At 30.7% G+C, this 25,548-nt stretch carries 17 protein-coding genes and 1 pseudogene; 12 read left to right on the top strand and 6 right to left on the bottom strand.

Going from position 1 to position 25,548, the window contains the following annotated elements; translation table 4 throughout:
• Window positions 1-3 precede the first annotated feature (3 nt).
• The 6 genes from rnpA to P690_RS04105 are packed head-to-tail and all read left to right on the top strand — an operon-like array spanning window position 4 to window position 5,945.
• On the top strand, window positions 4-357 hold the full coding sequence (gene rnpA, locus P690_RS0102960; protein ID WP_027122279.1) for a ribonuclease P protein component: 354 nt from the start codon (window positions 4-6) through the stop codon (window positions 355-357).
• Window positions 357-1,508, top strand: a complete 1,152-nt coding sequence (gene yidC, locus P690_RS0102965) for a membrane protein insertase YidC (protein WP_027122280.1) — start codon at window positions 357-359, stop codon at window positions 1,506-1,508. Before rnpA ends, yidC begins: the two co-directional genes overlap by 1 nt.
• Window positions 1,508-2,320, top strand: a complete 813-nt coding sequence (gene rsmA, locus P690_RS0102970; RefSeq protein WP_027122281.1) for a 16S rRNA (adenine(1518)-N(6)/adenine(1519)-N(6))-dimethyltransferase RsmA — start codon at window positions 1,508-1,510, stop codon at window positions 2,318-2,320. The genes yidC and rsmA overlap by 1 nt, the downstream gene beginning before the upstream one ends.
• Window positions 2,289-3,014 carry a GHMP family kinase ATP-binding protein gene (locus P690_RS0102975; RefSeq protein ID WP_051420968.1) on the top strand — a complete coding sequence of 242 codons (726 nt, stop codon included), beginning with the start codon at window positions 2,289-2,291 and terminating at the stop codon, window positions 3,012-3,014. Before rsmA ends, P690_RS0102975 begins: the two co-directional genes overlap by 32 nt.
• An 18-nt stretch (window positions 3,015-3,032) precedes the next feature.
• Window positions 3,033-4,682, top strand: a complete 1,650-nt coding sequence (argS, locus tag P690_RS0102980) for an arginine--tRNA ligase (protein ID WP_027122283.1) — start codon at window positions 3,033-3,035, stop codon at window positions 4,680-4,682.
• Window positions 4,683-4,688: 6 nt separating this feature from the next.
• A complete protein-coding gene (locus P690_RS04105) occupies window positions 4,689-5,945 on the top strand; it encodes an MnuA family membrane nuclease (RefSeq protein ID WP_245576692.1) in 1,257 nt (418 codons plus the stop codon).
• Window positions 5,946-6,016: 71 nt separating this feature from the next.
• On the opposite strand, the gene P690_RS0102990 is transcribed toward P690_RS04105, so the two are convergent.
• The 5 genes and pseudogenes from P690_RS0102990 to P690_RS0103010 all read right to left on the bottom strand — a co-directional run bounded on the left by P690_RS0102990 (window position 6,017) and on the right by P690_RS0103010 (window position 13,054).
• Entirely contained in the window at window positions 6,017-6,748 is a 732-nt protein-coding gene (locus tag P690_RS0102990; protein ID WP_027122284.1) for an MIP/aquaporin family protein, read from the bottom strand.
• Window positions 6,748-8,272, bottom strand: a pseudogene (gene glpK, locus P690_RS04110) (glycerol kinase GlpK). Before glpK ends, P690_RS0102990 begins: the two are co-directional and overlap by 1 nt.
• Before the next feature lie 37 nt (window positions 8,273-8,309).
• Window positions 8,310-9,500 carry a type 2 glycerol-3-phosphate oxidase gene (gene glpO, locus P690_RS0103000; RefSeq protein WP_027122285.1) on the bottom strand — a complete coding sequence of 397 codons (1,191 nt, stop codon included), beginning with the start codon at window positions 9,498-9,500 and terminating at the stop codon, window positions 8,310-8,312.
• Window positions 9,501-9,750: 250 nt separating this feature from the next.
• Window positions 9,751-12,012, bottom strand: coding sequence for an MIP family Ig-specific serine endopeptidase (locus tag P690_RS0103005; RefSeq protein WP_027122286.1), 2,262 nt, complete (start codon window positions 12,010-12,012; stop codon window positions 9,751-9,753).
• Window positions 12,013-12,541: 529 nt separating this feature from the next.
• Complete coding sequence (locus tag P690_RS0103010) at window positions 12,542-13,054, bottom strand: ferritin-like domain-containing protein (RefSeq protein ID WP_027122287.1); 513 nt, start codon at window positions 13,052-13,054, stop codon at window positions 12,542-12,544.
• Between the two features lie 114 nt (window positions 13,055-13,168).
• On the opposite strand from P690_RS0103010, the gene P690_RS0103015 reads away from it, so the two are divergent.
• Window positions 13,169-13,996, top strand: a complete 828-nt coding sequence (locus tag P690_RS0103015; protein WP_027122288.1) for a GMP synthase — start codon at window positions 13,169-13,171, stop codon at window positions 13,994-13,996.
• Here P690_RS0103015 and P690_RS0103020 read toward each other — a convergent pair.
• On the bottom strand, window positions 13,993-15,693 hold the full coding sequence (locus P690_RS0103020) for a ribonuclease J (RefSeq protein WP_027122289.1): 1,701 nt from the start codon (window positions 15,691-15,693) through the stop codon (window positions 13,993-13,995). The two genes, P690_RS0103015 and P690_RS0103020, sit on opposite strands and share 4 nt — an antisense overlap.
• 244 nt (window positions 15,694-15,937) lie before the next feature.
• Between P690_RS0103020 and P690_RS0103025 the strand changes: the two genes are divergently transcribed.
• The 5 genes from P690_RS0103025 (at window position 15,938) to ispF (ending at window position 25,547) form a co-directional block, all read left to right on the top strand.
• A complete protein-coding gene (locus P690_RS0103025) occupies window positions 15,938-20,023 on the top strand; it encodes an ABC transporter permease (RefSeq protein WP_027122290.1) in 4,086 nt (1,361 codons plus the stop codon).
• Between the two features lie 9 nt (window positions 20,024-20,032).
• Entirely contained in the window at window positions 20,033-21,526 is a 1,494-nt protein-coding gene (locus P690_RS0103030) for an ABC transporter ATP-binding protein (RefSeq protein ID WP_245576694.1), read from the top strand.
• 1,024 nt (window positions 21,527-22,550) lie between these two features.
• Window positions 22,551-23,423, top strand: a complete 873-nt coding sequence (locus P690_RS0103040; protein ID WP_156920505.1) for a hypothetical protein — start codon at window positions 22,551-22,553, stop codon at window positions 23,421-23,423.
• Window positions 23,424-23,662: 239 nt separating this feature from the next.
• Window positions 23,663-24,775 carry a hypothetical protein gene (locus P690_RS0103045; protein WP_027122293.1) on the top strand — a complete coding sequence of 371 codons (1,113 nt, stop codon included), beginning with the start codon at window positions 23,663-23,665 and terminating at the stop codon, window positions 24,773-24,775.
• A gap of 304 nt (window positions 24,776-25,079) precedes the next feature.
• Window positions 25,080-25,547, top strand: a complete 468-nt coding sequence (gene ispF / locus P690_RS0103050) for a 2-C-methyl-D-erythritol 2,4-cyclodiphosphate synthase (protein WP_027122294.1) — start codon at window positions 25,080-25,082, stop codon at window positions 25,545-25,547.
• The last annotated feature ends 1 nt before the right edge of the window (window position 25,548 follow it).

Genomic DNA, 25,548 nt, shown 5'->3' on the forward strand with positions numbered 1-25,548 from the left:
TAAATGAAAAGAGAAAATAGTTTAAAAAAGATAACTAATTTTCTAGAGATAGTTAAAACTAAAAACAAATATTATTCAAGTAATTACGTAATTTATGCTCAAAAAAACAGAGATAACAAAATTAAAATTGGAATCTCTGTGCCTAAAAAACTTTTTGCTAAAGCAGTAATTCGTAATAAGATCAAACGTCAAGTGCGTAGTTTCTTTAACGATTTTACCGATTGAAGTAAAAGTTTAAACGTATTAATTAAGATTAATAATGCCAACTATTTAACCAATAGTTATTTAGCGAATAAGAAAGAACTTTTTGATTCCTACAAAAAGGTAATACAAAAGTTTAAAAGAAATTTAATTTAATGAATAAAATACATTCTGAGATTTCGACCCAGTCGTTTAACCCGTTCTGGAGCGCAGCTACACTAAAAGAAAGATCTAGAATCGATCCAAATCTAAAAAAAGCTTTATCCTACTTTTGAAAGTTTTTTAAGATTTGTGTGTTTTTATTTCTAACTATAATCGGGCTATGGGGTTGTACCCAAAGTTACTCTGAACCATGAACTGTATCTAACCCAAGAATTGGTGTTGGTTTAGAAATTGGTTATAACTATGGTGTTACAGGTGATTATCGTTACGATCTAATAACGAGCAACTCAGGTCCTTACTTTAGTTTTGCTGATTATCAATTATCTTACGGACCATTTTTAGCTTGATTTGTATGACCTGCTAGCCAGATCATCTTACCAATTCTTTATTACACCAGAGTTCCTTTAAACCAAGGTGTTGACTATGGTTTAAACACAATTTTAGCGATCTTAATCTTATTATTTATTATTAGATTAATTACGATTGGGATCACATTAAATTCTACTCTTAACACCGAAAGGATGGGTGAAGTTCAAGGTAAGATTGCCGAAATTAATGCTAAATATAAGAATGCTAACGATACGCAATCTAAGAAGATGAAACAGATCGAAATGATGCATCTTTACAAGAAACACAAGATTAAACCAGCTGCATTATTCGTTCAAGCGTTCGTAACGATTCCGATCTTCTTGATCGTGTTTAAGATGGTGTCTTTAACACGACCAATTAAAGCAACAGTTTTATTTAGTATTTGGGACTTATCAGTTACTCCAGGAACTGAAATTCTATCAGACATCTCACGTAATTGGGTATACATCTTCTTCGTATTATTAGTAGTACCAATGCAAATTATTTCACAATGATTGCCACAATACTGAGCTACAAAACGTAACCGTAATGCGAAAACCACATCACAAAAAGGTTTAGAGCAACTAAAGAAAACTAGAAGAATTCAATGAATTCTGATCGTAATCTTCGCTTTATTCCCAGTGATTACTCCTTCGGCTGTGGGTCTATATTGGTTCTTAAACTCAATATTTACAATCTTGCAATCTTATATAACTCACGTGTTCATTGTTAAGCGGAGACAAAGAACAAGAACAATCTCTAAACTAGATCAGATTCTTAACCGTGAACTTGATTAATGATTAATAAGATTAATAAGTTTTTTAAAAATAATGAATTTTCGCCTTCTAAACAAAGAGGGCAAAATTTTTTAATAGATCAAAATATTATCAATAAAATTGTTCAATCAGTAGTTGATATTAACCCTTCAAAGGTCTTAGAGATTGGTCCTGGAATGGGTGCGATTAGTGAACAATTAGTTAAAAAATATCTTGATAATTATCGCGCCATTGAGTTAGATAAAAAACTATTTCATTATCTTAATGATGGAATCTTATCTCAACGCGTTTTGCACAACGATGCACTAGAGATCGATTGAGAATCCATCTTTGATCATTTAGGCGATAATCCTACCATGGTGGGTAATTTACCTTATAATATCTCATCTAAGTTGATCAAGAAGTTCATTTTGTCAAATTATAGGCGAGCTATAATCATGGTGCAAAAAGAGATGGGGTTAAGGTTGTTAGCCAAGATTAATTCTAAAGACTATTCGGCTTTTAGTGCTCTTTGCCAATATTCTTTAAATGTTAGCAAAATTATTGAGATTAATGAAACCGCTTTTATTCCCCAACCAAAAGTAAAATCAACTTTATTACTTTTAGAAAAAAAAGATATAGCTTTTAATGAGGGATACGAAAAGTTTTTAAAATTGATTTTCTTACAAAGAAGAAAAACAATTTTAAACAATCTTAAAAATAATTATGACCCAAAATTAGTGTTACAAAGCTTAAACACACTAAATTTTAAAGAAACAACCAGAGCTCAAGAGCTATCACCTCAGCATCTATTTAGCTTATATGAATCATTATCGAAGCTATGCCAAAGTTAATTTTTACTTAAAAATTAAGGAATATTCTCAAGAAGTTAAGAAGCATAAACTCGAATCTAAACTTATTCTTGTTAAAGATTTATATGACGATCTTTATTTAGAACGTTCTGATCACACTCGGGTTGATTATTTAGATATAAATAATAACCACCTTAGTTTTAGTGATGATATTTTAATTAGGACAAAGAGGTATTTAGAAAATAAGTTAAACCAAACTTTTGATTTCAAAGCCAAAGTTATTAAAAAGATTCCCACGCTTTCAGGCTTAGGTTCGGCTCCAAGTAATGCGGGTGTTTTAATTAATTGAATTTATCAAGAGTTTGGAATTATTAGCCAAATAAGTCTTTATGATATTGCTACAGAATTAGGTAGTGATATTCCGTTTTTCTTATCATCGTATGATTGCGCGATTATTAGCAACTTTGGTGATGTAGTTCAACAATCATCATTGGAAGGTTATCAGATAGATAAGATTATTTTTAACAAACAAAAACCTAGCACAAAAAAGATTTTTGAATTATTAGATTATTCCCAAATCAAACGCGAGAATCTTAACGATTTAGAAGAACCGTTTTTTAGTTTATTTCCCGAATTGTTACCAACATTTAATCAACTAAAAAATAAAAACAATATTGTTTTACTAGCGGGAGCTGGTAGTTCTTTCGTCATTTTTAGAAAGCTAAATAAAATATAATAGAAACAATAAACAAATATGGTTTTTAAAAAAATTAAAGCAGAAATAGACCAAGCATTAGCACAATTAAAATTGCCGACTAACGTTGATTATTTAATCCAACAATCTAAGAATATTCAGTTTGGTGATTTTAGCACCAATATTGCGATGGTGTTATCAAAAGTTGAGAATAAGAATCCTGAAGAAATTGCTAATCAAATTATTGCTAAACTTAAGCACAACGAATTTGAAAAAATTACTTTTTCAAAACCGGGATTTATTAACTTTTTTTTAAGTAATAATGATAAATTAGCAATTCTTAAAAGGTTGCACGAAACTAATTATTCAGTTGAGAAATTACCTAAAGAAAAACAAGAATCAATTAACATTGAATTTGTTTCAGCTAACCCAACAGGTTTTTTACACTTGGGTCATGTAAGAAACGCTTACACTGGTGATGTTTTAGGTAATATTTTAAAAGCAGTAGGTCATAAAGTAACCAAAGAATATTGGATTAACGATTTGGGTACTCAAGTATCTTTATTTGCTTTATCATCAACAATTAGATATCTACAAAAATTAGGTATTACTAAATACGAATTACCTCAGGATTCATATCATGGTAAAGAACCAATTTTTGTAGCCGAAGATATGGTTAAAGATTTTGGTAATAAATACCAAGATATTAAGATTGAAGATAACAAGATTGCTGATGAAAAAATTGCTAATGAACTAATCGAATATTGTACTAATAAAATGTTGCATTTTATTAGACAAGATCTAGCTTTAATCGGTGTTGAAATGAATGTTTGAACTAGCGAAAAAGTCGTTTATAATTCAAACACTTTACAAACTTTATTAAAAAACCAACTAAAAGATCATATTTATGAAAAAGATGGTGCTGTTTGATTAAAAACCACCGATGGTGGTGATGATAAAGACCGTGTTATTTTTAAAGAAAACAAACAACCTACCTATTTTGGAACTGATATAGCTAATCACTACCTAAAACATAAACGAGGATTTGATCGTTTAATTAATGTTTGAGGAGCTGATCACTTTGGTCACGTTTTAAGAACAACTTATGCAGCAGAACTAACTGGTATTAAAAAAGGTCATTTCATAGTTGTGCTAATTGAAATGGTTAAACTGCTAAAAGAAAACAAAGAGATTAAATTTTCTAAACGTCTAGGGAATGCAATCAGTATTCCAGACATGTTAGAGTTTTTATCTAAAGATTCTTCTAGATGGTTTATGCTTAACCAATCTTGAACTAGCGGGATCAACATCGATGTAGATTTGACCAATAAAAAAGATAGCTCTAATCCAGTTTATTATGTTCAATATGCCCACGCAAGAATTCATAAACTGTTATCAAAATCTGAACAGATCGATCTAACTAAAGTTGATTTATCATTATTAAAATCTGATGTTGAAAGAACAATGATTAATCATTTAGCTAGTTTTGAACATTATGTACATAATGTTGCTTCAACTTATGAAGTTAATAAATTGTTGAATTTTGTTTATACTTTGACCAAAAGTTTTCACAGCTGATATAACTCTCATGAAATTTTAAACCAAAAAGAAGATATCAAAAACACTAGATTGTTATTAGCTAAATCAATTAAAAACTTAATTAACTATCTACTTAAATTATTTGGCATTGAAGCTGTCGAACAGATGTAATTTTTTATGAGAAACAGAAACAGAAACAGTTATCGAGATAATAATTACAACAAAAGTAATAAACGGAAGGAATTTACTAAAAAAAGATGAATTTTATGGATTCTATTGCTTTTAGTTGCTGCACTTGGCTTTAGCGCTTATTTCTTAATTGATAAATTTTTACCTTCAAAAAAAGCAGAAGGATCTACTGGTAGATTTGATGGTTCTTCCCAACCGGCAAATCCCAATCTTGATAATCCACCACAGAGTGGTGAATACAAAAAAGTTGGCGATTTAAGACTAATGAGTTGAAACGTTCTAAACTTTGGTCAGCGTTATCAAACAACAAGTAACAAGTTTATGAACATTGTTAGAACGATTCAAATATCTAATGCTGATATCGTAGGTTTAAGTGAAATCAATTACGATGACACAACAATCGTAAATAGATTGCAAAACGCCTTAGGTTCTTCTTGAAGTTATACTTTCAGTGGAACTAACTTTAATGAAAATTACCCAAGATCTAGAGAATCAGTTTTAATTTTATACAAGAACAAAGTTGTTGAACCAGTATCATATAGCGCAATAAATCCTGATAATATTTATACAAGACCCCTATGATACACCAAGTTTAGAACACTATATTATGGATATAGTTTCATAACCTTTTTTGGACACTTCGATGCACCGGGTGCAAATACCAATAATGGTGAAACTCAAGCAGATGGTTACAGCCAACAAGGTTCTCAAGAAATTAAAGAATCTAAAGCAATCGCAACTGTATTTAAGGATCTAAAACAACAATACCCAGATGTTGATATCATCGGTGCAGCAGATACAAACATCAAAGAAGCTAACAATAGTGTTTTCACTTCTAATGAATATTCATTAAACTATATTGATTTTAACGATAATAAAACTTATTATCGTACAACATTGAGTGAAAAAAATGGTTATGCTAACTCTTATGATAAATGATTTGTTTATGATGCTAATCAACACAACATTTTAAAAGAAAGTGATATCCCTTATAAGATTGATATCATAAATGCATTTAAAAATAAGATTTGAGACAGAAACAAAAGCTTAGCAGCTTGATTAGCTTCTCCTAATGGAACTAGATATCCCAATCCTACTGATTTTCAATTAATTAAAGATGTATCGGATCACGCACCAATCATTTTAGATATTAATTTTAAACCAGATACAAGCAAAGCTGATCCAGCACCAGAACAACAAGATCCAAGTTCTGAACCCGCAACTAAACCAGAAACCAACAATTAACAACAAAAAATAATATTAGGCATCAACCTAATATTATTTTTTTTTGCTTGCGTATGTAATTTTGATTACAATTATTTGTTAATTAACAATGACAGTCCACCCATGATTAGAGCTGCACCGATTGGAGCAAATAATGGAATTAAACTGTATTTGAAATCAGCAGAGATTACGTTTTTTAATTTCTTACCAAACATTTTAGCAGTCATGAAGTAAACAAGTCTAGGACCAAAATCACGAACTGGGTTAATTGCATATCCAGTAACTGAACCTAAACTTATACCGATTGCCATAACAAAGAACACAACTGTTAGTTTGTGATAATCACCAGCCATTACTCCACCTAATAAAAGAGCTGTTCCTAGCACTTCATAAGAGATATTTTGAAATCAAGCCTTACGGTGAGAAGGGCCTGTACATGAAGCACCTTTTAATAATTCAGCATCGTTTTCAATAATATGTTTTCAGTTAATTACATTAAGGATTGTTTGACCCAACATTGCTCCCAACATTTGCATGCCGATCATTCCAAATAATAAACCGATGTTAGCGCCTTTTTGGTTAATCATAAAATAAACTGTAACTGCAGGGTTTAAGTGCGCATGCCCTTTTAGAACTTGGATGCTGATTGCCACAGCACAGAATACGGCAAAACCTCAAGCTAAAGCAATTAAAACTCAGTTAGGGTTTGTTAATTTAGCGTACATGTTTTTAAATTTCACGCTAGCAACAACTCCGTTACCAAGAATGATTAAAACCATTGTACCAATTAATTCACCCAAAAGAATATTAGCGGTTGTACTCATTATTTTTCATCCACTTCTTTCATTCAATTAAATGTTCTTTTTACAGCAACGTTTCAACCATGAACTAGTTTTTCAACTTTGGCTTTTTCTAGTTTAGGAGTAAATTCGCGGTCAACTTTTGACATAGTTTCAAGATCTTTTAGATCTTTTCAATAACCAACAGCTAAACCAGCTAAGAATGTTGCACCCAATGCAGTTGATTCAATATTTTTAGGTCTTACAACGCTAACACCTGAGATTGATGATTGGAATTGCATTAAGTATTCAGATTTTGTTGCACCACCGTCAACTTTAACAACCTCAATTTTCTTACCAACATCTGAAGACATTGCTTTAATTAGATCATTAGTTTGGAAAGCAATTGATTCTAAAGTTGCTTTAATAATATGTTCTTTTTTGGTTCCTCTTTCAAGTCCAAAAATAGCTCCACGAGAATAAGAGTCTCAGTAAGGTGCACCTAATCCAGTAAAAGAAGGCACCAAATAAATTTGGTGAGTATCTTGTTTAGTTGCTAAATTAGCATAAAAATCAGATTCTGCTGCATCATAAAGCAATCTTAATCCATCACGTACTCATTGAATAGCAGCACCCGCGATGAACACTGAACTTCTAATGCATAAATTGGTTTTTTCTTACCTAGTTGTCAAGCAACGGTTGTTAATAGTTTATTCTTAGATAAAATCGGTTTTTCACCAATGTTCATTAATGTGAAACAACCTGTTCCATAAGTGTTTTTAACCATACCAGGTTTTAGACACAATTGCCCAAATAAAGCAGCTTGTTGGTCACCTGCTACACCAGTAATAGGAACTTTAGCTTTAGCTCTTTGAGATCATAAACTTGGTTCAACATAACAATAAATTTCAGAAGAAGATTTAACCTCAGGTAAGATTGAACGAGGAACTTCGAATAGATCTAGTAGTTCTTGATCTCAATCCAATGTGTGAATGTTAAACAATAAAGTTCTTGATGCGTTTGTTAGATCTGTAGCATGCATTTTACCACCAGTTAATTTTCAAATTAACCATGAGTCGATTGTTCCAGCTAATAGCTTGCTAGCTTTAAGTGTTTTTTGAGCTAAAGGAACATTTTTTAAGATTCTATGAATCTTAGTACCTGAGAAATAAGGATTAATAATTAAACCAGTTTTTTCTCTAACTTTATCTACATGTTTGGTTAATGTTTCGCAGTAATCACTAGTTCTGCGGTCTTGCCATACAATTGCGTTATAAACTGGTAGACCAGTTTCTTTGTTCCATAAAACAACTGTTTCACGTTGGTTAGTAATACCAACAGCTTCTACATTATCAGATTTAATTTCAGCTTTGTTTTTAACTGATTGCATTGTAGAAAGTTGGGTATTTCAAATTTCTAATGGATCATGTTCAACTCAACCGCTTTGTGGAAAGTATTGAGTAAATTCGTTTTGAGCACACTTACGATCTTAGCTTGTTTATCAAAAACGATTGAACGACAAGATGTTGTTCCTTCATCTAATGTAATAATGCATTTTTTCTTTTCCATGTCTTATTTCGCAAAAATTAATTAAGTATTAGTATTATTAAAAAATATCAATTTTGTAATCAGGTTTAAAGTTTTCTCTTGGTGTTAATTTCAGGTTAAGTAGTTCAGCAACTTCAGAAGCAATAGCAGGAGCTGATGATAAAGCAGGCGATTGCATACCAGCAGCTAAAATGAAGTTAGGGTTATTTTTACTCTTTCTTATAACAAAATCGTTTGTAGCAACATCAATTGGTCTTGATCCTGCTAAAGTTTTAATTGTTCTTTCAATTTTTAATGAAGGAATAATATCTTTACCAATCTTACCAATTAGATCTCATTTTTCCTTCGTTACTAGTGCAACATCTTCTGTTGGTACACCTTCTTGAGCGGTTGGTCCAACTAGGTAGTGCTCGTCTAAAGTTGGAGCAATAATTACACCCTTACCGTGAATTGTAGGCACCTTAAATAATACTGAATGAATTAAGTTCTTGTCGTAGTTGTCTAAAATGCGGTACTCACCACGGCGAGTAGTTTGTTTAAAATCATCAAAACCAAATTTGTTAGCTATTTTATCAGCATAGTGACCAGCTGCATTAATTACTTTTCTAGCATAAATTTTGTATTTGTTGTTAATTGTTAAAGCAAATCTACCGTCTTCGTATTTGATATTAGTTACTTCAGAGTTAACTCTTAATCTAGTGTCGTTTTGTTTAGCAGCGCCTAGCAAAGCTTTGGTAGCTTCAACTGGATGGATTGCTATTGAAGAGGTACATAATAAAGCGCCTTTAACAGCTGGGTTAACGTTGGGTTCTCTTTTAAGAACTTCTGCAGCTGATAAAACTTTCAAGTCTTTTTTATTTAATTTATTAGTTAATCCTCTTTCGTACAACATGTGAACATGTTCCATTTCTTCATCGTTGAAAGCAAGAACTAATGAATCAATTGCAACTCTTGGGAATTCTAAGTGTTTAAATCATTCTCTTCACTTTAAATTACCTCGAAGATTTAATTTAGCTTCAATCTTGTGTGGTTCAGGGTCAAATCCACCATGAATTAATCCAGAATTACCTAATGATGTTTCATCTGCAACCTTAGGGTTTTTTTCTAAAACAACAACTTCTAAGTTGTATTGAGATAGCTCATAAGCTATCGAGCCACCAATGATACCAGCACCAATAATAGCCACATCGAAACGAGTTTTTAATATACTCATATTTCTTATTTTTTTATGTTGTTTATATCGATATAAATTATTATAATTCGCTATATTTTCAAAACATTAGATACCAAAATTACGCAGTTTTATTATTGTTAACCAAATTTTGCACACCTGATAAAAAATATTTTTAAAATTTGAATTTTTAGGGTTTTTTTTAAGACGTTTTTTAATTTATAAATAACGAATCAAGATTAAAAATAAATAAAAAAAAACATCTTCTTTAGCAAAAAAGATGTTTAATATTTGTTCTATGAAATAATTCAATATTTGAAAAATATTATTAGTATCCTTGAGGGAATATAGCTGTAATTTTATTACTTGTAGTTGTTCCGCTTCCACTAGATGATGGTCAAGTAAATCCGTTAGGATAGAACAGTTCTAAGTTACTTCTATATGATCTAGTTTGGTGAGGGAAACCGGTTTTATCAATCAGGTTATAAGCGTAGTTAATGACTTTTGGATCGCCAGGATTTGGAATATTTGCTGCCTGTACTAAAGATGCAAATCCACCAATATGTGAAATGTCACCAAAGTTTGCCCTTGATGATACACTATCATAAATACCAATAATTTGACCAAATTCGTTGTAAACTACCGAACCAGAAGCGCCGAAGTATAAAGAAGAGAATTTAGAAAAGTAGTTAAATCCATATCGATCAATAAATGGACGGTTTCAAAGCTTTGTATAGATTTGAATATTATTAAAATCGGATCAAGTTCTAGAAGTTGCTGATGCAGTAAAGTTAGAATATGATGGAACATTAAAGAGATCTTTGTTAGCTAATCTAGATGAAGCAGGAACTCTAAAGTTGCTAGAATTATCAGATTCTATCTGATCATTATATCGTTCAGAAGGATTATTCTTCATCCAGAAAGTGAATCCTGCACTATCACTGTTTTTTGGATAACCAGCAATATAGACGTATTTTGCATTATCTACACCATATTGAGATGAAGGTTTACAACTAGCTAATCCTAAATGTTTAGACATGTAATCTAAAGTAGGGAAGAAATTACCTTTAGCGGGATTGTAATTAGGTAAATTTGGTGTGCTTTTAATTCTAGTTACATAAGAATCAACAGCTTGAGTTGATTTATTAATTCAACTAGTAAGTATGTTGTCTGCCTTAGACAAATCAACGTCTAATTCAAGAATACCAAAATCAGTATAGAATGAAATCTTACCATCGTATTGAGTTAATTTAATTAACCTTTGCTTAGTTTCTTCATCATATCTAAAGCCATTAGGATCATTAGAATTATTGATAGAATTTAACGTATTTTGCTTTCATTCATTCCACTTTTTATCAATTTGTGGTTTATATTGATTTAAAGCTTTATCATCTAAATAATCAACAGCTGCAAAAATAAGTTTTGGATTACTAAACGCATTAGTATTGTTAATTTGACTACCGCTCCTATCACCAGAATTTTGATTATTGTTTGCGTAATATATCATATTACCAACACTTGAAAGTAATTGTTGGTTTGTTTGGTTGTTTGCTTGAGCAGTAAATGGTGGAGTCTTACTAGACTTACCTATAGCAAAACTACTTGGTTTAGCCCCTGTAGGATCTGAATAAGACAACATATCATCCATCTCTTTGGTGTTGCTGTTCCCGTAATTACCAATTACGTGTAGATTAGTAGCAATAAACAATTTAAGCTGTTTATTATTGTCTGGATTTTTAGCATAATCTAATACTCATCCAGTACCCTGATCTACAATCGGAGTGGTCGTTCCGTTATTTTCTGTGAAAACACCAGGTCTGATAGAGAAAGTTCTATCATATATTTCTTTATAAATAGTTTCGCTGCTTACTTCTGTATATTTTTGACTTACATAATCAGGGTAACTATTTTGTTTTTGTATAAATGCTTTATCAACAGAAGGGAACCCGGGAAAACCATTAGGAAAGTTGGGTGGTGGTGGAGCCCCGCCATCAGATTCTCCAGCATTATTTACACTGGCAATGTTACCAGATGAACTTAAAGTCCTTGTGCTGCTTGATGATGAAGGTGGGTTGTTATCTTCTGGTGGACAATCATTAGGGTCGTGTTCAGTACTGTTTGGATCGTTAGGACTACCTGGGTTTGTAGTTCCTGAACCGTTTGAATTATTCATTGTTTGATCAGTGCCGTTAGTCATCATACCACTAACTGTGATATCTAAGTTTTTAACATCATCAAGTTTACTGGTTAGTGACACATCAACTTTAAATGCTAATGTACCTACATGATCGTTGGGAACAAAGTTTTTAGGCTCAAAATTAAATTTATCAAATTCTTTTTTATCAATTTGAGTGTTTAAGCTAAAAACAAAATAATTAAAGAAATTATTTGCATTTATCTTACTGGGTAAGATTTTTGTTTTGTCTTGGTTTTGATTAAATTGAACGGCAATATCGTTTGCAGTTAAATTTTTAAATACCTCTTCTGCACTCTTTGAAGCTGGAGTTTGTACCTTTTGACATGAAGCTGCCATAAAGCTCACAGCGCTTAATCCACATAATAACTTAAATCAGGCACTTTTTCTTAACATCGTTTTTATATATACCTATGATTTAAATAGATTAATTATAAAACAACAATCGTAATAACCAACAAATAATTTTCAGAATAATAAAAACATGATTAACAGATTTATGATTAATGTGATTTTGTATTAAAAACAAAAACTAAAAAAAATAAGGAAAAAAAAATAATAAATTTTTTTCAAGAGGTTATTTTGCTTAAAAGATCACCTAGATAAAACCTTTTGTTAAAATTTTGGCCTTAAGACGTTTCTGTAAAACTAAAATTAGGTATTTTAATTCTGATTTAACCTTGTTAGAATTTTACCAATCAGATTAGCTACCAACACTAATTTGATAAAAGGGCAATAAAAATATAACAAAGTTGGTAAACACGCAAGTGTTACTAAATCACTAATCAAGTCGTTAGCTTGATATCTCGAGTTTAACCCAAGATTAATTTATCTAACAATAATCTTTTTGTTAATTTCAAAATTAAGAAAAAAGCGAAAACACCTGTTCTAGATGTTTTCGCTTTTTATATTTACTCTGATAACCCTATTTTTGTGCTTTAGCTATATTTTCTAAATGTTCTTTTTTAATCTGATTAATCTTTTCATCAATTATTAATAGATCTTCTGACATCTTGAATGCGTTGATTAGATCAGCACATTTTTTCTTTTGGTATAGTTGGTTTTCAATAAAGAAAGCCACAAAATTGTAAGTCGCAAAGTCTTTATTAATTAAAGCTACTTCAGCAATCTCATCAAAAGCTATCGCCACAGCTTTTTGGTGTTCAGATACTGCTTCTATAATTGCTAGAGGTTCGCTTGAGTCAACCAACTTAGGTGTAATCAACTCATTAGTTCTTATTCACTGTTCGTTGATTCTTAAGTATTTTTCAATCTTTTGAGCGTGTTCTAATTTTTCTTTAGCTCAATCATACAACAAGGCGCTAAAATGATCCATGCCGTATTCATCAATCCGCGCAGAGTATTCAAACATCAACGTCGCAGAGCCCATTTCAGTATTATATTGGTTATTTAACAATTTTCGAACATTACTATTCATTTGTTTACCCTAGAATAACAATAATCATATTAATATATTATAAATTATCATTTATAAATGATGAAATAAATAAAAATTATTCATATTAAAATTATAGAGTATTAGCCTTTACAAATGCAAGCAAGAAAACTACAAGATTTTTTAATTAGCACAATCACCTTATTAAGGGACACGATTAAGAATAAGAAAGCGATCATCCCGTTAAATGGTGGTGTGTTTTCTTTTGTATTAGCTAAGATTACTAAGATCGCCATCAATAAGAATTTAATTTGCATCTATATTGATAATGGAATGATGCGACATAATGAGGTGGCAAACAAGATAAACTTTTTTAGAGAAAAGCTTGATCTTGAAGTTTGACATATAGATGCTAAAGAATTGTTTTTAAACAATTTAAAAGATCACACAACTTATGCGGATAAGAAAAAGGTAATTGATGACACCTTTTTAGAAGTAGTGATGCAAACGATCATTGATATTGGTGAAAAGATCGACTTTGCATTACTAGGGACTTGTTTTGACGATCCTAACCAAGGTATGAACATTTCTATGGCACTGGCTAATGATGTTTATATCTTTGAGCCACTAAAACAACTAACTTTACAACAAGTAGTACGGCTTGGTGAGTTGTTAAGTATTGATCGGGATTTTTTAAAAGATGAAAATTTACCATTATCTGGTTTTGGGTTAATGGTTGAAGACGAAGTGCGTGAAGAAAAAATCTTGGTACTTAAAAAAGTTTATTACTTAATTAACACCCTTTTAGGTCAAGGGTCGCAAACCAAGTTTGAAATCGCTCTGCGTGAGGATTATAAGGACAGTAACGCTTTTAATCTTTATATCGAATTTAGCCAACCGATTTCAGAACAATTAGTTAAAAAAATAAAAGACCAAACTAATGGTCTTTTAACTAATGTGAAGAAGATCTTTATAAAAGTTTAAATCTCTCTTATTTGTGAAACTACCAACGGGTTGCGGTGTTTGTTTCTTCAGATGTAGAAACGGCAACTTTCGTGGATGATTTTCTTTAATTCGTTTTGCGAATAATTTTTGTTTTTAGCTAAATATTCATTAGCATTAGTTTTAATTTCATAGGCAATCTTGGTCATTAAACCATGACTTTCTTTTAGATAAAAACAACCACTAGATTTTAGTTTAGGCAAGGTTTTAATCTGTTTTGTTGCTTTATCAATTACCACAGTAATTGCAAAAATTCCCTCTTCAGATAACACCTGTCTGGTATTCATAATTCTTTTTACGTTAGGCGAAACTGATTTTCCTTCAATAAACAATGGTTCAGCATCAATTGTTTTATTCGTGTAGTATAGTTCGTGATCAATTAGATATACGATTTGACCATTTTTGTGAAGCGCAACGTTCTCTGGATCAAAACCGCATTTTTTTGCAATTCTTTTTAATGAAGCGAACATCTTATATTCACCATGAATTGGGAATAAATATTTAGGTCTTAGCAAACTTAGCATCAATTGAATCTCTTGCATCGTTGCGTGACCTGATGCGTGTAACTTTAAAGAAGGAGAGTTTTCATAAATTGAGATTCCCTCTTCTTTAGATAGCTCGTTAAGTAAACGTTCAACCGCAGCATAATTACCCGGAATCGGGTTAGATGACATAATAATTGAATCAGTTTTTTTAAGTTGAATCCAAGGATGACGACCGCTAGCCAACATATTTAGTGCTGCTAATTCTTCACCTTGAGAACCTGTACAAAAGATCATGATCTCATTATCTGGATGTTGTTCTACATATCTAGATTCAACAATATCATTATCTTTGAGATTGATATAACCAACATCTCTTGAGATTGATACGTTATTATCCATCGATTTACCTAACAAGCAAATCTTACGGCCGTGCTGAATTGCGATCTCAATCACTTCACTAATTCTGGTAACGTTTGAAGCAAATGTCGATAAAATCACACGTCCATTAGCATTTTTAATAATATTACGAATATTATCGTAGATTTCTTTTTCAGAACTCGAGAATCCTGGTACTTCAGCGTTGGTTGTTTCAGTCATAAACACATCAATTCCACGTCTGCTAATCTCTACCACTTTGTGAATATCTAACTCTTCATTACCAGCATTAAAATCAAATCGGTAATCACCACTTTCAACAACATTTCCATTAGGTGTTTGAACACAAACACCAAAAGCATCTGGAATCGAGTGACAAACGCGATAAAAATCAATCTTAAAATGTTCAGTACTAAACTGAGATTGATCATTATAAGCAACAATCTTATACTTATTTAGATTGTGATGTTCATGCAGTTTCTTCTCAATTAATTTACTCGCCATTAGTGGCGCGTAAATTACGGGAACGCTTACTTCTTTTAGTAAATAAGGAATTCCGCCAATGTGGTCTTCATGACCATGGGTAATTACAAGCGCTTTAATCTTATGTTGGTTAGCCTTAGCATAAGCAAAATTGGGAACAATCCCATCAATTCCTAATAGTTCAACTGAAGAAAACTTGATACCGCAATCGACAATAATTAATTCATCGTCGTATTCGATACCATACATGTTTTTTCCTACTTCTTCTAACCCACCAAAAGCAAAAATTTTGGTGGGTTTTTTATTAGGATTAATATCTTTAAAATCCTTAATCATTTTTGTATCTTGTTTATATGTAAAGTTTTTAGTATTTGATAAATACTATATGTTTTTCTATCTAAAATAGAATTATCATAATTATATAACGATTATTTAGCATTTCAATTTATCGATTAAATAATCCTGATAAATAGGTAAATTAATAAGATTATAATCTTAAGTAAAAGACGTACTAGGTTAAAAAATACTCATTTGGTATAATAACAACTATACTTTTAGTATTTATAGTATTTAAATATAAGTGTTTAATTTAATTAAGAGTGTTATCCGGTCGTTTAAGAAGGCCAAGGTTGCTTTAGTAAGCTTAACGTTTCTAATCTTCTTGTCTTCTTTAACTTATTCTTTGCTTGATAACACGAATAAGAATTTAGAAAGCTCGTACGCTTATGTTAATCAAAAGGGTAATGCGGCTGATTTAGTAATTAATGAAAAATATGACTTTGGGACATTACAATTTGACTCAGATCCGTCAGTTGTGGTGCCAAATCCAAAATCAACTAATACCAACAAAGTTCATATTTTCTTATCACCAGAATCAATCACACCATATTTAAATAATATTATTAGCAACGACAGCGCTAATATTTATGCGAATTTGATAAGTTATGAGATAAATTTAAATCCAAATTTGTCAAACCAACAAAGAATTAATATCGTTCAAAATGAAATTTTAACTGCGTCAAACCGGTTAAAAAATCAGTTACAATCAGACCCTAATGCGCGAATTGACAAGATCTTAAATGAAGAAAAGATTCAGTTCGAAAGGTACGAATCATTAGATGTTAGTGAGGGTGACTTACAAAAAAAGATCGTTCGAAATAATACTGATTACAAAGTTGATAAATTAGTTTTATATGACGGTCAAAATATTAGCAACGCAGGAAATAATTATCAACAAGTTGTAGATGAGTTCCTTAAGCTTAAATCCGAATTTAACAAACTTAGACCTGATGAAGTGCCAGGTTTTCTCAAGGATAATCAAAGTCTTAAATCAATCTTAAGTCTTGTTTTAACTGGTATTAATGAAAACACGGTTGACCAGAATCTATCTAAGTTTGTTATAGCGGCTAAAAAAGTCATTAATAACACTCCTTTAGATAATAATGATCTTTTAAGAATTGAAGAGTTCATTGATACAGAAACCAATCCGATTAATAACAATTGAAGCGTTAATTTTCAATGGAAATATCAGATTGTTCCATTAAGTATAAGATTAATTAACCCCACCAGTTATTTTGTTATAGTTTCAGCAAGTAACTGGAAATATGATCAAGAAAAAGAAAAGAAAGCAACCTTTGAAGATCAAAAAACGATCGACGAATTATTATCGCTTAATGGCGATGCTTTTTTAGAAAAGTTTAATGCGATTGATGATCGTTATAAGATTCAAATTGATCAGACCAAATACCTTATTCTAGGAGTGGGAATCACCCCAGAGTTTGTTTATCCGATCTATAGTTTTACGAACTTTATCCCCAATCCAGTAAACCAAAGAATCTATTACGTAAATGATTATGGTTATTCACGTTTACGTGAAGCTTTTAGTACCAACCCAATTGAAACCAACATTGTGGGAAGGTTTGAAAACCGGAATTTAAGTCAAGCCCAACAAAAAGCAGTTCTAAATAAAATTAATCAGTGAGCCGCAGTAAACATGTCGTGGCCGCCAAACTTAAAAGCTGCTTATTTTGCCGATGATATTGCGAATATTTTAAATTTAACAGCAGCTCGAACGACATTTATTCCATCGTTATTAAACACGATTAAAAACACTTCGTTGATGTTAACTGCTATCATTATTTCTTTAGCACTAATGGTAGGGATTTTAATTGTTAAAAACTATATTGAGAAAAACCGGCAAACGTTAGGAATATTGTTGGCTAACGGATTTAATAAAACTAAGATTAACCTATCAATGGCAATCTTTAGTTTTATTCCCTCGCTGATTGGTGGGATGTTTGGGTACATTTTAGGTTTCATCTTACAAAAAGTTGCTATTAATGCGTTTAGCAGTTTCTGATTCATACCCGTCGAATTGAGGCAATTTAGTGCTACTGCTTTACTCACATCTTTCTTCTTACCCGTGTTAATCTTTGGGGTAACAAGTTTTTTAGTATCCGTATATTTAATGCGGAAAAACGTTGTTGATTCGCTAAAAAACGATAGTGAATACAAAGTCAGTAAGATTTCGGTTTATATTAAAAAACCGATAGCAATGCTATCGGTAATGGATCGATTTAGAATCTCAATTGCTTTCAACTCAATGTGAAAGCTATTCTTACTATGTGTATTATCAGCCGCCACGATGATTGTATTAATCTTTTCTTTATCAACACTGAACGTTTATGATAAAGCTAAAAAAGACACTTTTGGGGCGAACAACTATAAATATTATGTTGATCTAGCTACACCAACTCAACAATCGGGGTTGATTATGTACCAAGAGTTTAAAGATCTTGGCAAAACTGATCCAATTTTACCTGGATGAGAACAACATAAAAACTATTTCTTATCAAACTCAAGAACAGACCCGAACCAAGCAGGTTGAAACAATGTCCACATTGTCGGATTAAACGATATTATAGACCAAAATTCTAAGATTACTTACCTTAAAAATTATGTTCAATCAAAGATTGGTTTAGATTATTTAATTGGTCTAGGAGTGTTGAGTGCTAACCCGTGAAGTTTATCAAGTTCATTGATGCCTTCAAACCAAGCAGCGGCTTCAGAAAAATCGTATGAGATCTTTCTTAGAACGATTGCTCAACACGTGTATCCAGATCTAAAAACTCCTGCTAATAACAACCCGAATTATTACATTAAGATTGTATTTAACCCCCAATTAAACCGTAATGAATACAAGATTAATGAAGACCAAGCACTAAGTGGTGGGGTATTAAAACCTGAATTTATTCGTTTCTTAATTCAACAATTTGAAAACATTTCAAATAATACCTACGGTTTAGTAGATTACAAGATTACGTATAATGTAATCGGCTTAGGTGCAAAAACAATAGGGAATTTAGAAACTAAACAATCACCTAAATATGCTTATACAAGAATTGATGCAGTAACTAATAACGATAAGAAATTCCAAATCAGGGGAATAAAGAATTGAATTAAAACTACGAAGTTAGATGAGGTGGATCGTAACAATTATTTAGGTCCAATTTTGTATAACAAAAACAACGTAGTTCTTAATGAAGAATTGTTTAAAAAAACCGATTATAATCCGATTATTATAAATGAATTCGTTGCTAAAGATAATGATTGAAAAATTGGAGATACGATCGATTTTACAATCCAAAACAGGGTTGATCGAATTTCGGATAAATTAAATATTATTAATCACGATGATTATGTAAAAAATCAAAAAGTTAAATTTAGGGTAATTGATATCTCAAGTTCGGCTAGAGATAACGAGATCTATACATCTTATGATTTGGCAAATAAACTTTTAGGGTTTAGTGATTTCGAAATTAAAAACCAATTACCGTTTAATGGTTACTTCTCTGATGATTTAGATGCTTTTGAACGTTCAACTCCGTTGTTTTCAGAATCTGGTTTATTTCCTTCAACATCTAACTTTTCAGAAGATAATAAGCAACTACAAAAGATTATTCGCAACAGTATTCTTAACTATTATTCATCTTTAGACCCAGTAATGTCTTATGATCAATTATCAACCACTAAGCAAGCATATGTTGATGATTACAAGGCGTTGCTAGTTGCTCTTGGTGAAGTTAAAAATCTTGATAATCCTAATTTTCATACTTGAACATTATTAAAACCAACTGATCAAGATATTGCTCAATACATCAAAAAGTTAGTAACAGTGTATGGTTCATTGCCATATAACACGATGATTAACTACTTGTATAACAGTAGTTCAAACCAAACCATATTTGAGAACATTTCAAAAACATCATTAACGATTCAAAACGTGATTATTGCAATGATTGTTCCAATTGTTACGTTAATTGTTATTTTGATTTCAAATATGTTGATTGATGAACTAAAAAAGATTGCTATCAGAATGAAAGCACTTGGTTTTTCTGATCGAGCTATCATTCTTTCATTCTTATCAATTTATATCCCCGTTTTCATTTTTGGGTTATTAGTTGGAGGACCAATCTCGTTAATCTTAGTTAACATTTATAATTTAATCATTTTAAAATCAGCTTCAATCGCACTATTTACCACAATTAGTATTATCCACATATTAGGTGCGCTAGCTGGGGTGATGGGGATATTTTCAATCTCGTTCTTTACGAATTGATACACTTTAAGAAAGATGAAGATTGCTCAAGAGATTAAAAATTATTAATGAATTATTATGTCGAATTTTCAGTTCACTAAACAGATTGAAGAGGCTAAAATTGCTATTGAACTAGATTATATTAGTCTTGACTGGGATCAACCAACAGTCTTTTTTGTCGATAATTTCGGAGATTTTAATAATATCTATAACTCTTATATCGGTAATGTAATTTATTACATGCGACAAAAGACTGAAGCAGTTTGTTCATTAAGACCCAACTTTAGAATACAAGTTAATAGTTTTTGTAACAACTTACTTTCATTAAAGCAAGCTTTAGATAACAACTATGGTAAGATGTTTTGTTATGACAATTACCAAACTAAGCAAAAACAATATTTAGTTAGAAAATTCATTGATTACGTTAATGATTTAAGCAATCAATTAATTTATCAGATTAACGATTATATTTTTGAATTAAAACAAAAGAAACGATCAGTTGAAAGAAAACAGTATGTAAGAACGTCACAGGAGTATGAAGCCTTGCTTAATCAAGAATCTGCAGTGATGATTGATTATTTCAAAAAGCTAGAACAACACGTTTCTGACGATGCTTATTTAGGTAATGGTTGATTGAAAAAAACAAAGATTTCAATCAAACAAAGAGAAGAAAAAATTAAAGACTTTTTTAAGTTGTTACACCTTAAGAATTTTGCTAAGGTTAAGTTAGCAAATATTTATAAAAAAATCGATAAATTTAAACAAAATCAAGAAACAGCTTTTTGAAATTTAGAAGTAAGTAAAGTTGAGATTTTAAACAAACCACATAAGGTGCGACAAGCTAACCCGATACGTCCTGATTTTGTTATTGATCTAAAGAATGTTTCAAAATATTATTCAAATGGAGTAAAAACTACCAAGGTATTAAAAAACGTAAACTTGCAAGTTCCTTGAGGAGAGTTTGTTGTTATTCTAGGTCCGTCTGGTAGTGGTAAAACAACTTTATTAAACATTATTTCGGGCATGGACCGCGCCAGCAGTGGAACTACTTTTGTTGCGAATAAGAATTTAATTGGATTTTCAGATACCCAATTAACTAAATTTAGACAAGAAAACATCGGTTATATCTTCCAACAATATGGATTGTTACCTAACTTAAACGTTAAGGAAAATATTGAAATTGGTGCATTTTTACAAAGGGATGCTTCTAAACGTAAAGATATTGATGAGTTGCTAAAAAGTATCGGAATGTATGAACAACGAAATAAGTTGCCTACTGAACTTTCAGGTGGTCAGCAACAAAGAGTGTCAATTGCTAGAGCTATTGCTAAAAACCCGACAATCATTTTTGGGGACGAACCTACCGGTGCTTTAGATGAAGAGATGACTCAGGTTGTTTTAGAAGAATTTGTGGAAATTAACAAGAAAAACAAAACAACTTTAATTATTGTTACTCACAACCCATTGATAGCAGATATTGCAACAATGGTAATTAGAGTAGGTGATGGTACAATTAAGTCAGTTACTAGAAACGAAAACCCTAAATCAGTTAGAGAAATAAATTGAGGTTAGTAGGTTATACATAAATAAAGTTTGGTATATAGTTAACAAACCTTTTATTAACTTTTTTTATTTTTTACGTTTTTTCTTAATTTTTTACATAGCTTAAATAGGAAAACATAAGAAAATGAAGGTTAAATTAAATCTTGTATAAAGTCATTCATTAATTCAAAAGAAAAGTTGATATAAATTTACTAAAAATAAGGTAAAGAGAATCAAAATATTATAAGAAAAAATGAAATAACTAGAAAAATTTATTGATGATGTTGTTAAATAAACAGATATAGAAAACGCTAAAGAATCATTAATCTTACCATTCGTCATCAAGAGATTGCTTTAAGTATTGGTTAACCACGAGTATAAGAAATAACTAAAACTTTTGTGAGAAATTCTGATAATAAAAAGGCTTGTGATAAGGATTTATATAAATGAAATGTCAAGCAACAAATATCATATTTTCTGTAGAAATTGAGATTGCTCAACAAAAACCAGGACTGGAATCTTACAAAAATGCAAAAGAATTACCGATAAAATTAGTGTTTGATTTCTTTCGTTAGTTTCGTTCTTTATGTTAGCGGAAGCAAAACTTTTATCAATAAGATTTCATAATTAATGATAGTAAATAAATAAAATTCGTTTAATAACAATATTAACGAGCTGACTAGATTTAATTTTCTCATTAATAAGAAACATTAATAATCGTTTAATTTCTTATGTGAGTCGATTATATACTAGGCATAGGGTTCTCAAAATGTCGTATTAATGCTCATAAAATTTCATTTATAAATTTTGAATAAAAATTACGAGATCTCGCAAGTTAATAGACCAATATTTAAATAAAAAAATTTAAAATAGTAATACATAAATAAATAACAAAAATATATTGAGTTTAGGGCTGTTTAGCGATCATTAAAAGGTATGGTAATCTTTCATAAAATGTCCGTACTTTTAGAAAAAATGAATTTGAATTATAGTTTTGTCGAATAAATAGTTTAAGGTTATTAACATTATGAAGTCTTATAACAAAATTAAAAGGTTGAAAGGTACCATTTTAGCACTAGCAATCCCGTCAATATTCCTAAGTAGTTGTTCTGCTCTTACATTAACAAGACAAAGCTTTGCAGATCCAAATAAAGATAGTAATCCGAATACAACTAATCCAGAAGGATCTAATGATAGTCAAAACCCAAGTCAACGATTCACACCCGATCCAACCAGTCCGATTCAACCGTTTGTTGAAAATCCTAAACCTGCATTTTTAAGTGTTACCATAAAACCTAATGAAATGCAGAATACAAATTTAGTTGGTGCAGATAGATCAAATGTTGTTGTTGATTTATCAGACAATAACATCACGTTGAATAAACCATTTCAGGTTAAATTCACTGGATTAACAACATTAAAACTTTTAAACACAATTTTAAAAAGTCCATCTTTATACAGTCCTAATCTTATCTTTACAGATAGAGATGGAAACTGAAAACGTAATGGTGATGAAAACCTAATTTACATTAGTAGCGGCACTCAAGCAGGAAAAGCTGTCACGTTATTAAATTTTATTCTTAATAGTAGTGAATACGCAAAATTTAATAACCTAATAAGAATTAATAACGTTAAGCCAAATATTATTACTAGAATCGATCCTTCGAATCGAAACTTGCCAATTTTAGCTTCGTACGATGGATCTGATTTTTCAACTAGCAACTTTGTAACAAATAGCTACTTGCAATTTAATCTACTTGTTCAAAATAGTAATAATCCGTTCACAATTAATGAAGAAACCAGAACAATTACTTTTGACAACTTAACTTTAGAAAAGAGAGTTTATACACGCAATAATGATTCTGTAACTTCAGTAAGAAACTGAATATTAGCTTTAGGAAGATTTACTATTTACAACGCTTTTTAGATAAATTTTTCTTTTAAAAACAGCTTTTATGATTCGTTAATTACTTAACCAAAAAATTTAAAATATAATTATACAATCATTATATAATATAGATATAGATTAGAATTGGAGGGTTATTAACTATTATTAAATAATTTAAGGTTATCCTTAAAAAACCATTATTTATGATGTGCTTATTGACTTGCGCATTTGATTTTTAAAAATGTTTTTTGGTAATAATAGTTAAACTAACAAATATTATGAATTTTATTAGAAAGAATAGCAAAATTAAAAGGTTTACTGGTGCAATTTTAGCGTTATCAATTCCATCAATTTTATTAAGCAGTTGTTCAACTCTTACGCTAACCAGAAAAAGTTTTACAGATCCATCTACACCTACTAATCCAAATTTAAATAATCCAAGTCAGCCTGACAACCCAAATACAGTTAGTCCTAACAGACCTAACCCAACAAATCCATTAACCCCAAGTCAACCAAACATAACTAATCCATTAAACCCAAGTGAACCTGGAACTATTACTCCAATTAATCCAAGTCAACCAGGAAATACAAGTCCGATTTCGCCATCAGAACCTAACAACCCAAATCCAGTTAACCCTAACCAATCAAGTAACCAAAATCCAGTTACTCCATCTAATCCTAATTCAATTTCTCCAACTCAACCACCAGTTGTAAATCCATCTCCAAATTCAAACCCATCTGCTTTAACTGTAACAGTAGACCCTAGCCAAATGACGCACACAGAATTACCTGGTGCTGATAGATCGACTGTTGTAATTAACTTAGCAGATAACAACATTACGTTGAGAACCCCTTTATTTAACCAAATTCCAAGTGTATCAACATTACAATTACTAAAAACTTTATTAAGAGGGAATCCAAGCACAACTGATTCAAATTTCATTTTTACAAATAAAGAATTTCCTAACTGAGTAAAAAACACAGATAAAAACTGGTTTATTATAAGTAACCGTAATGAATCTAATAATAAAATAGTAACCTTATTAAACTTTGTTTTAAACAGCACTGAATACCAAAAGATAAACGGACTAGTAACAATTAATAATAACAGACCATTTGTTATTACAAGAATCGATCCAACGGATTCTAATTTAATTCTTTTAGCTTCATTCTATTCTTCTAACAGCAACCTAAATAACAGCTACTTACAGTTTAATGTATCTGCTAAGGATGGCAGACCACCTTACTCAATTGATGAAGCTAACCGCTCAATTACTTTTGATAATTTAACTTTAGAAAAGAGAATTTACCCAGATAGCAATAACTCTACCACAACTGTAAGAAACTGAATGGTATCATTGGGAAGATTCACAATATACAACGCTTTTTAGTTTAAAAGCATAGAATAAACCAAGTTAAGAATTTAATAGATCGCAATCTATTAAATTTTTTTACGTTCTTTTAAAAAAAATTACATATCTTTTATAGGTTTAAGAAAATTGATCAATATTTAATAATGCAAGCTTGTTTTATTATGAACGAGTTATTTAGAGCAAAACAAAAGATTGTGTAAAATTTTGAAATATTCAAAAATCTGAGGTTTAAAATTTGTTGTTTAAAATCGGATTATTTTATCAAACAAGTTAGATTAATAGAAATTAAAAATTTATAATTTATAATTTTTACTAATAACATATGGATATTAGAATCGGCCAAGGCTTTGATAGCCACAAACTTAAAAATAAGAAAAACAACCAGATTTTTCTGGGTGGAATTCCTGTAAAGACAGATCAACAAGTGATTGCAAATTCAGATGGCGACGTAGTACTTCACGCTTTAAGTGATGCTGTGTTGGGATGCGGCAGCTTTGGTGATATCGGTATGTACTTCAACGAAAATGATTCAGCTAATAAAGACTTGGATTCTAAAACAATCTTAAATTACTGTTTAAAGCTAATTAAAAAGCTTAAGTTAGATTTTGTTAATATCGATTTAACGATATTTGCTGAAGATATCAGAATTGATCCAATTAGATTAGAGATAAAAAGTTCTTTAATGAAATTAACTGGATGTAATTCTGTTAACGTAAAAGCTAAAAGCTACGAAGAACCAAGAAATGAAATTGCTTGTTCGTGTGTGGTTTTAATGAATACTAATAAATAGA

Source organism: Mycoplasma imitans ATCC 51306, from assembly GCF_000518305.1.
In the GTDB taxonomy this organism is placed as follows: domain Bacteria; phylum Bacillota_I; class Bacilli_A; order Mycoplasmatales; family Mycoplasmoidaceae; genus Mycoplasmoides; species Mycoplasmoides imitans.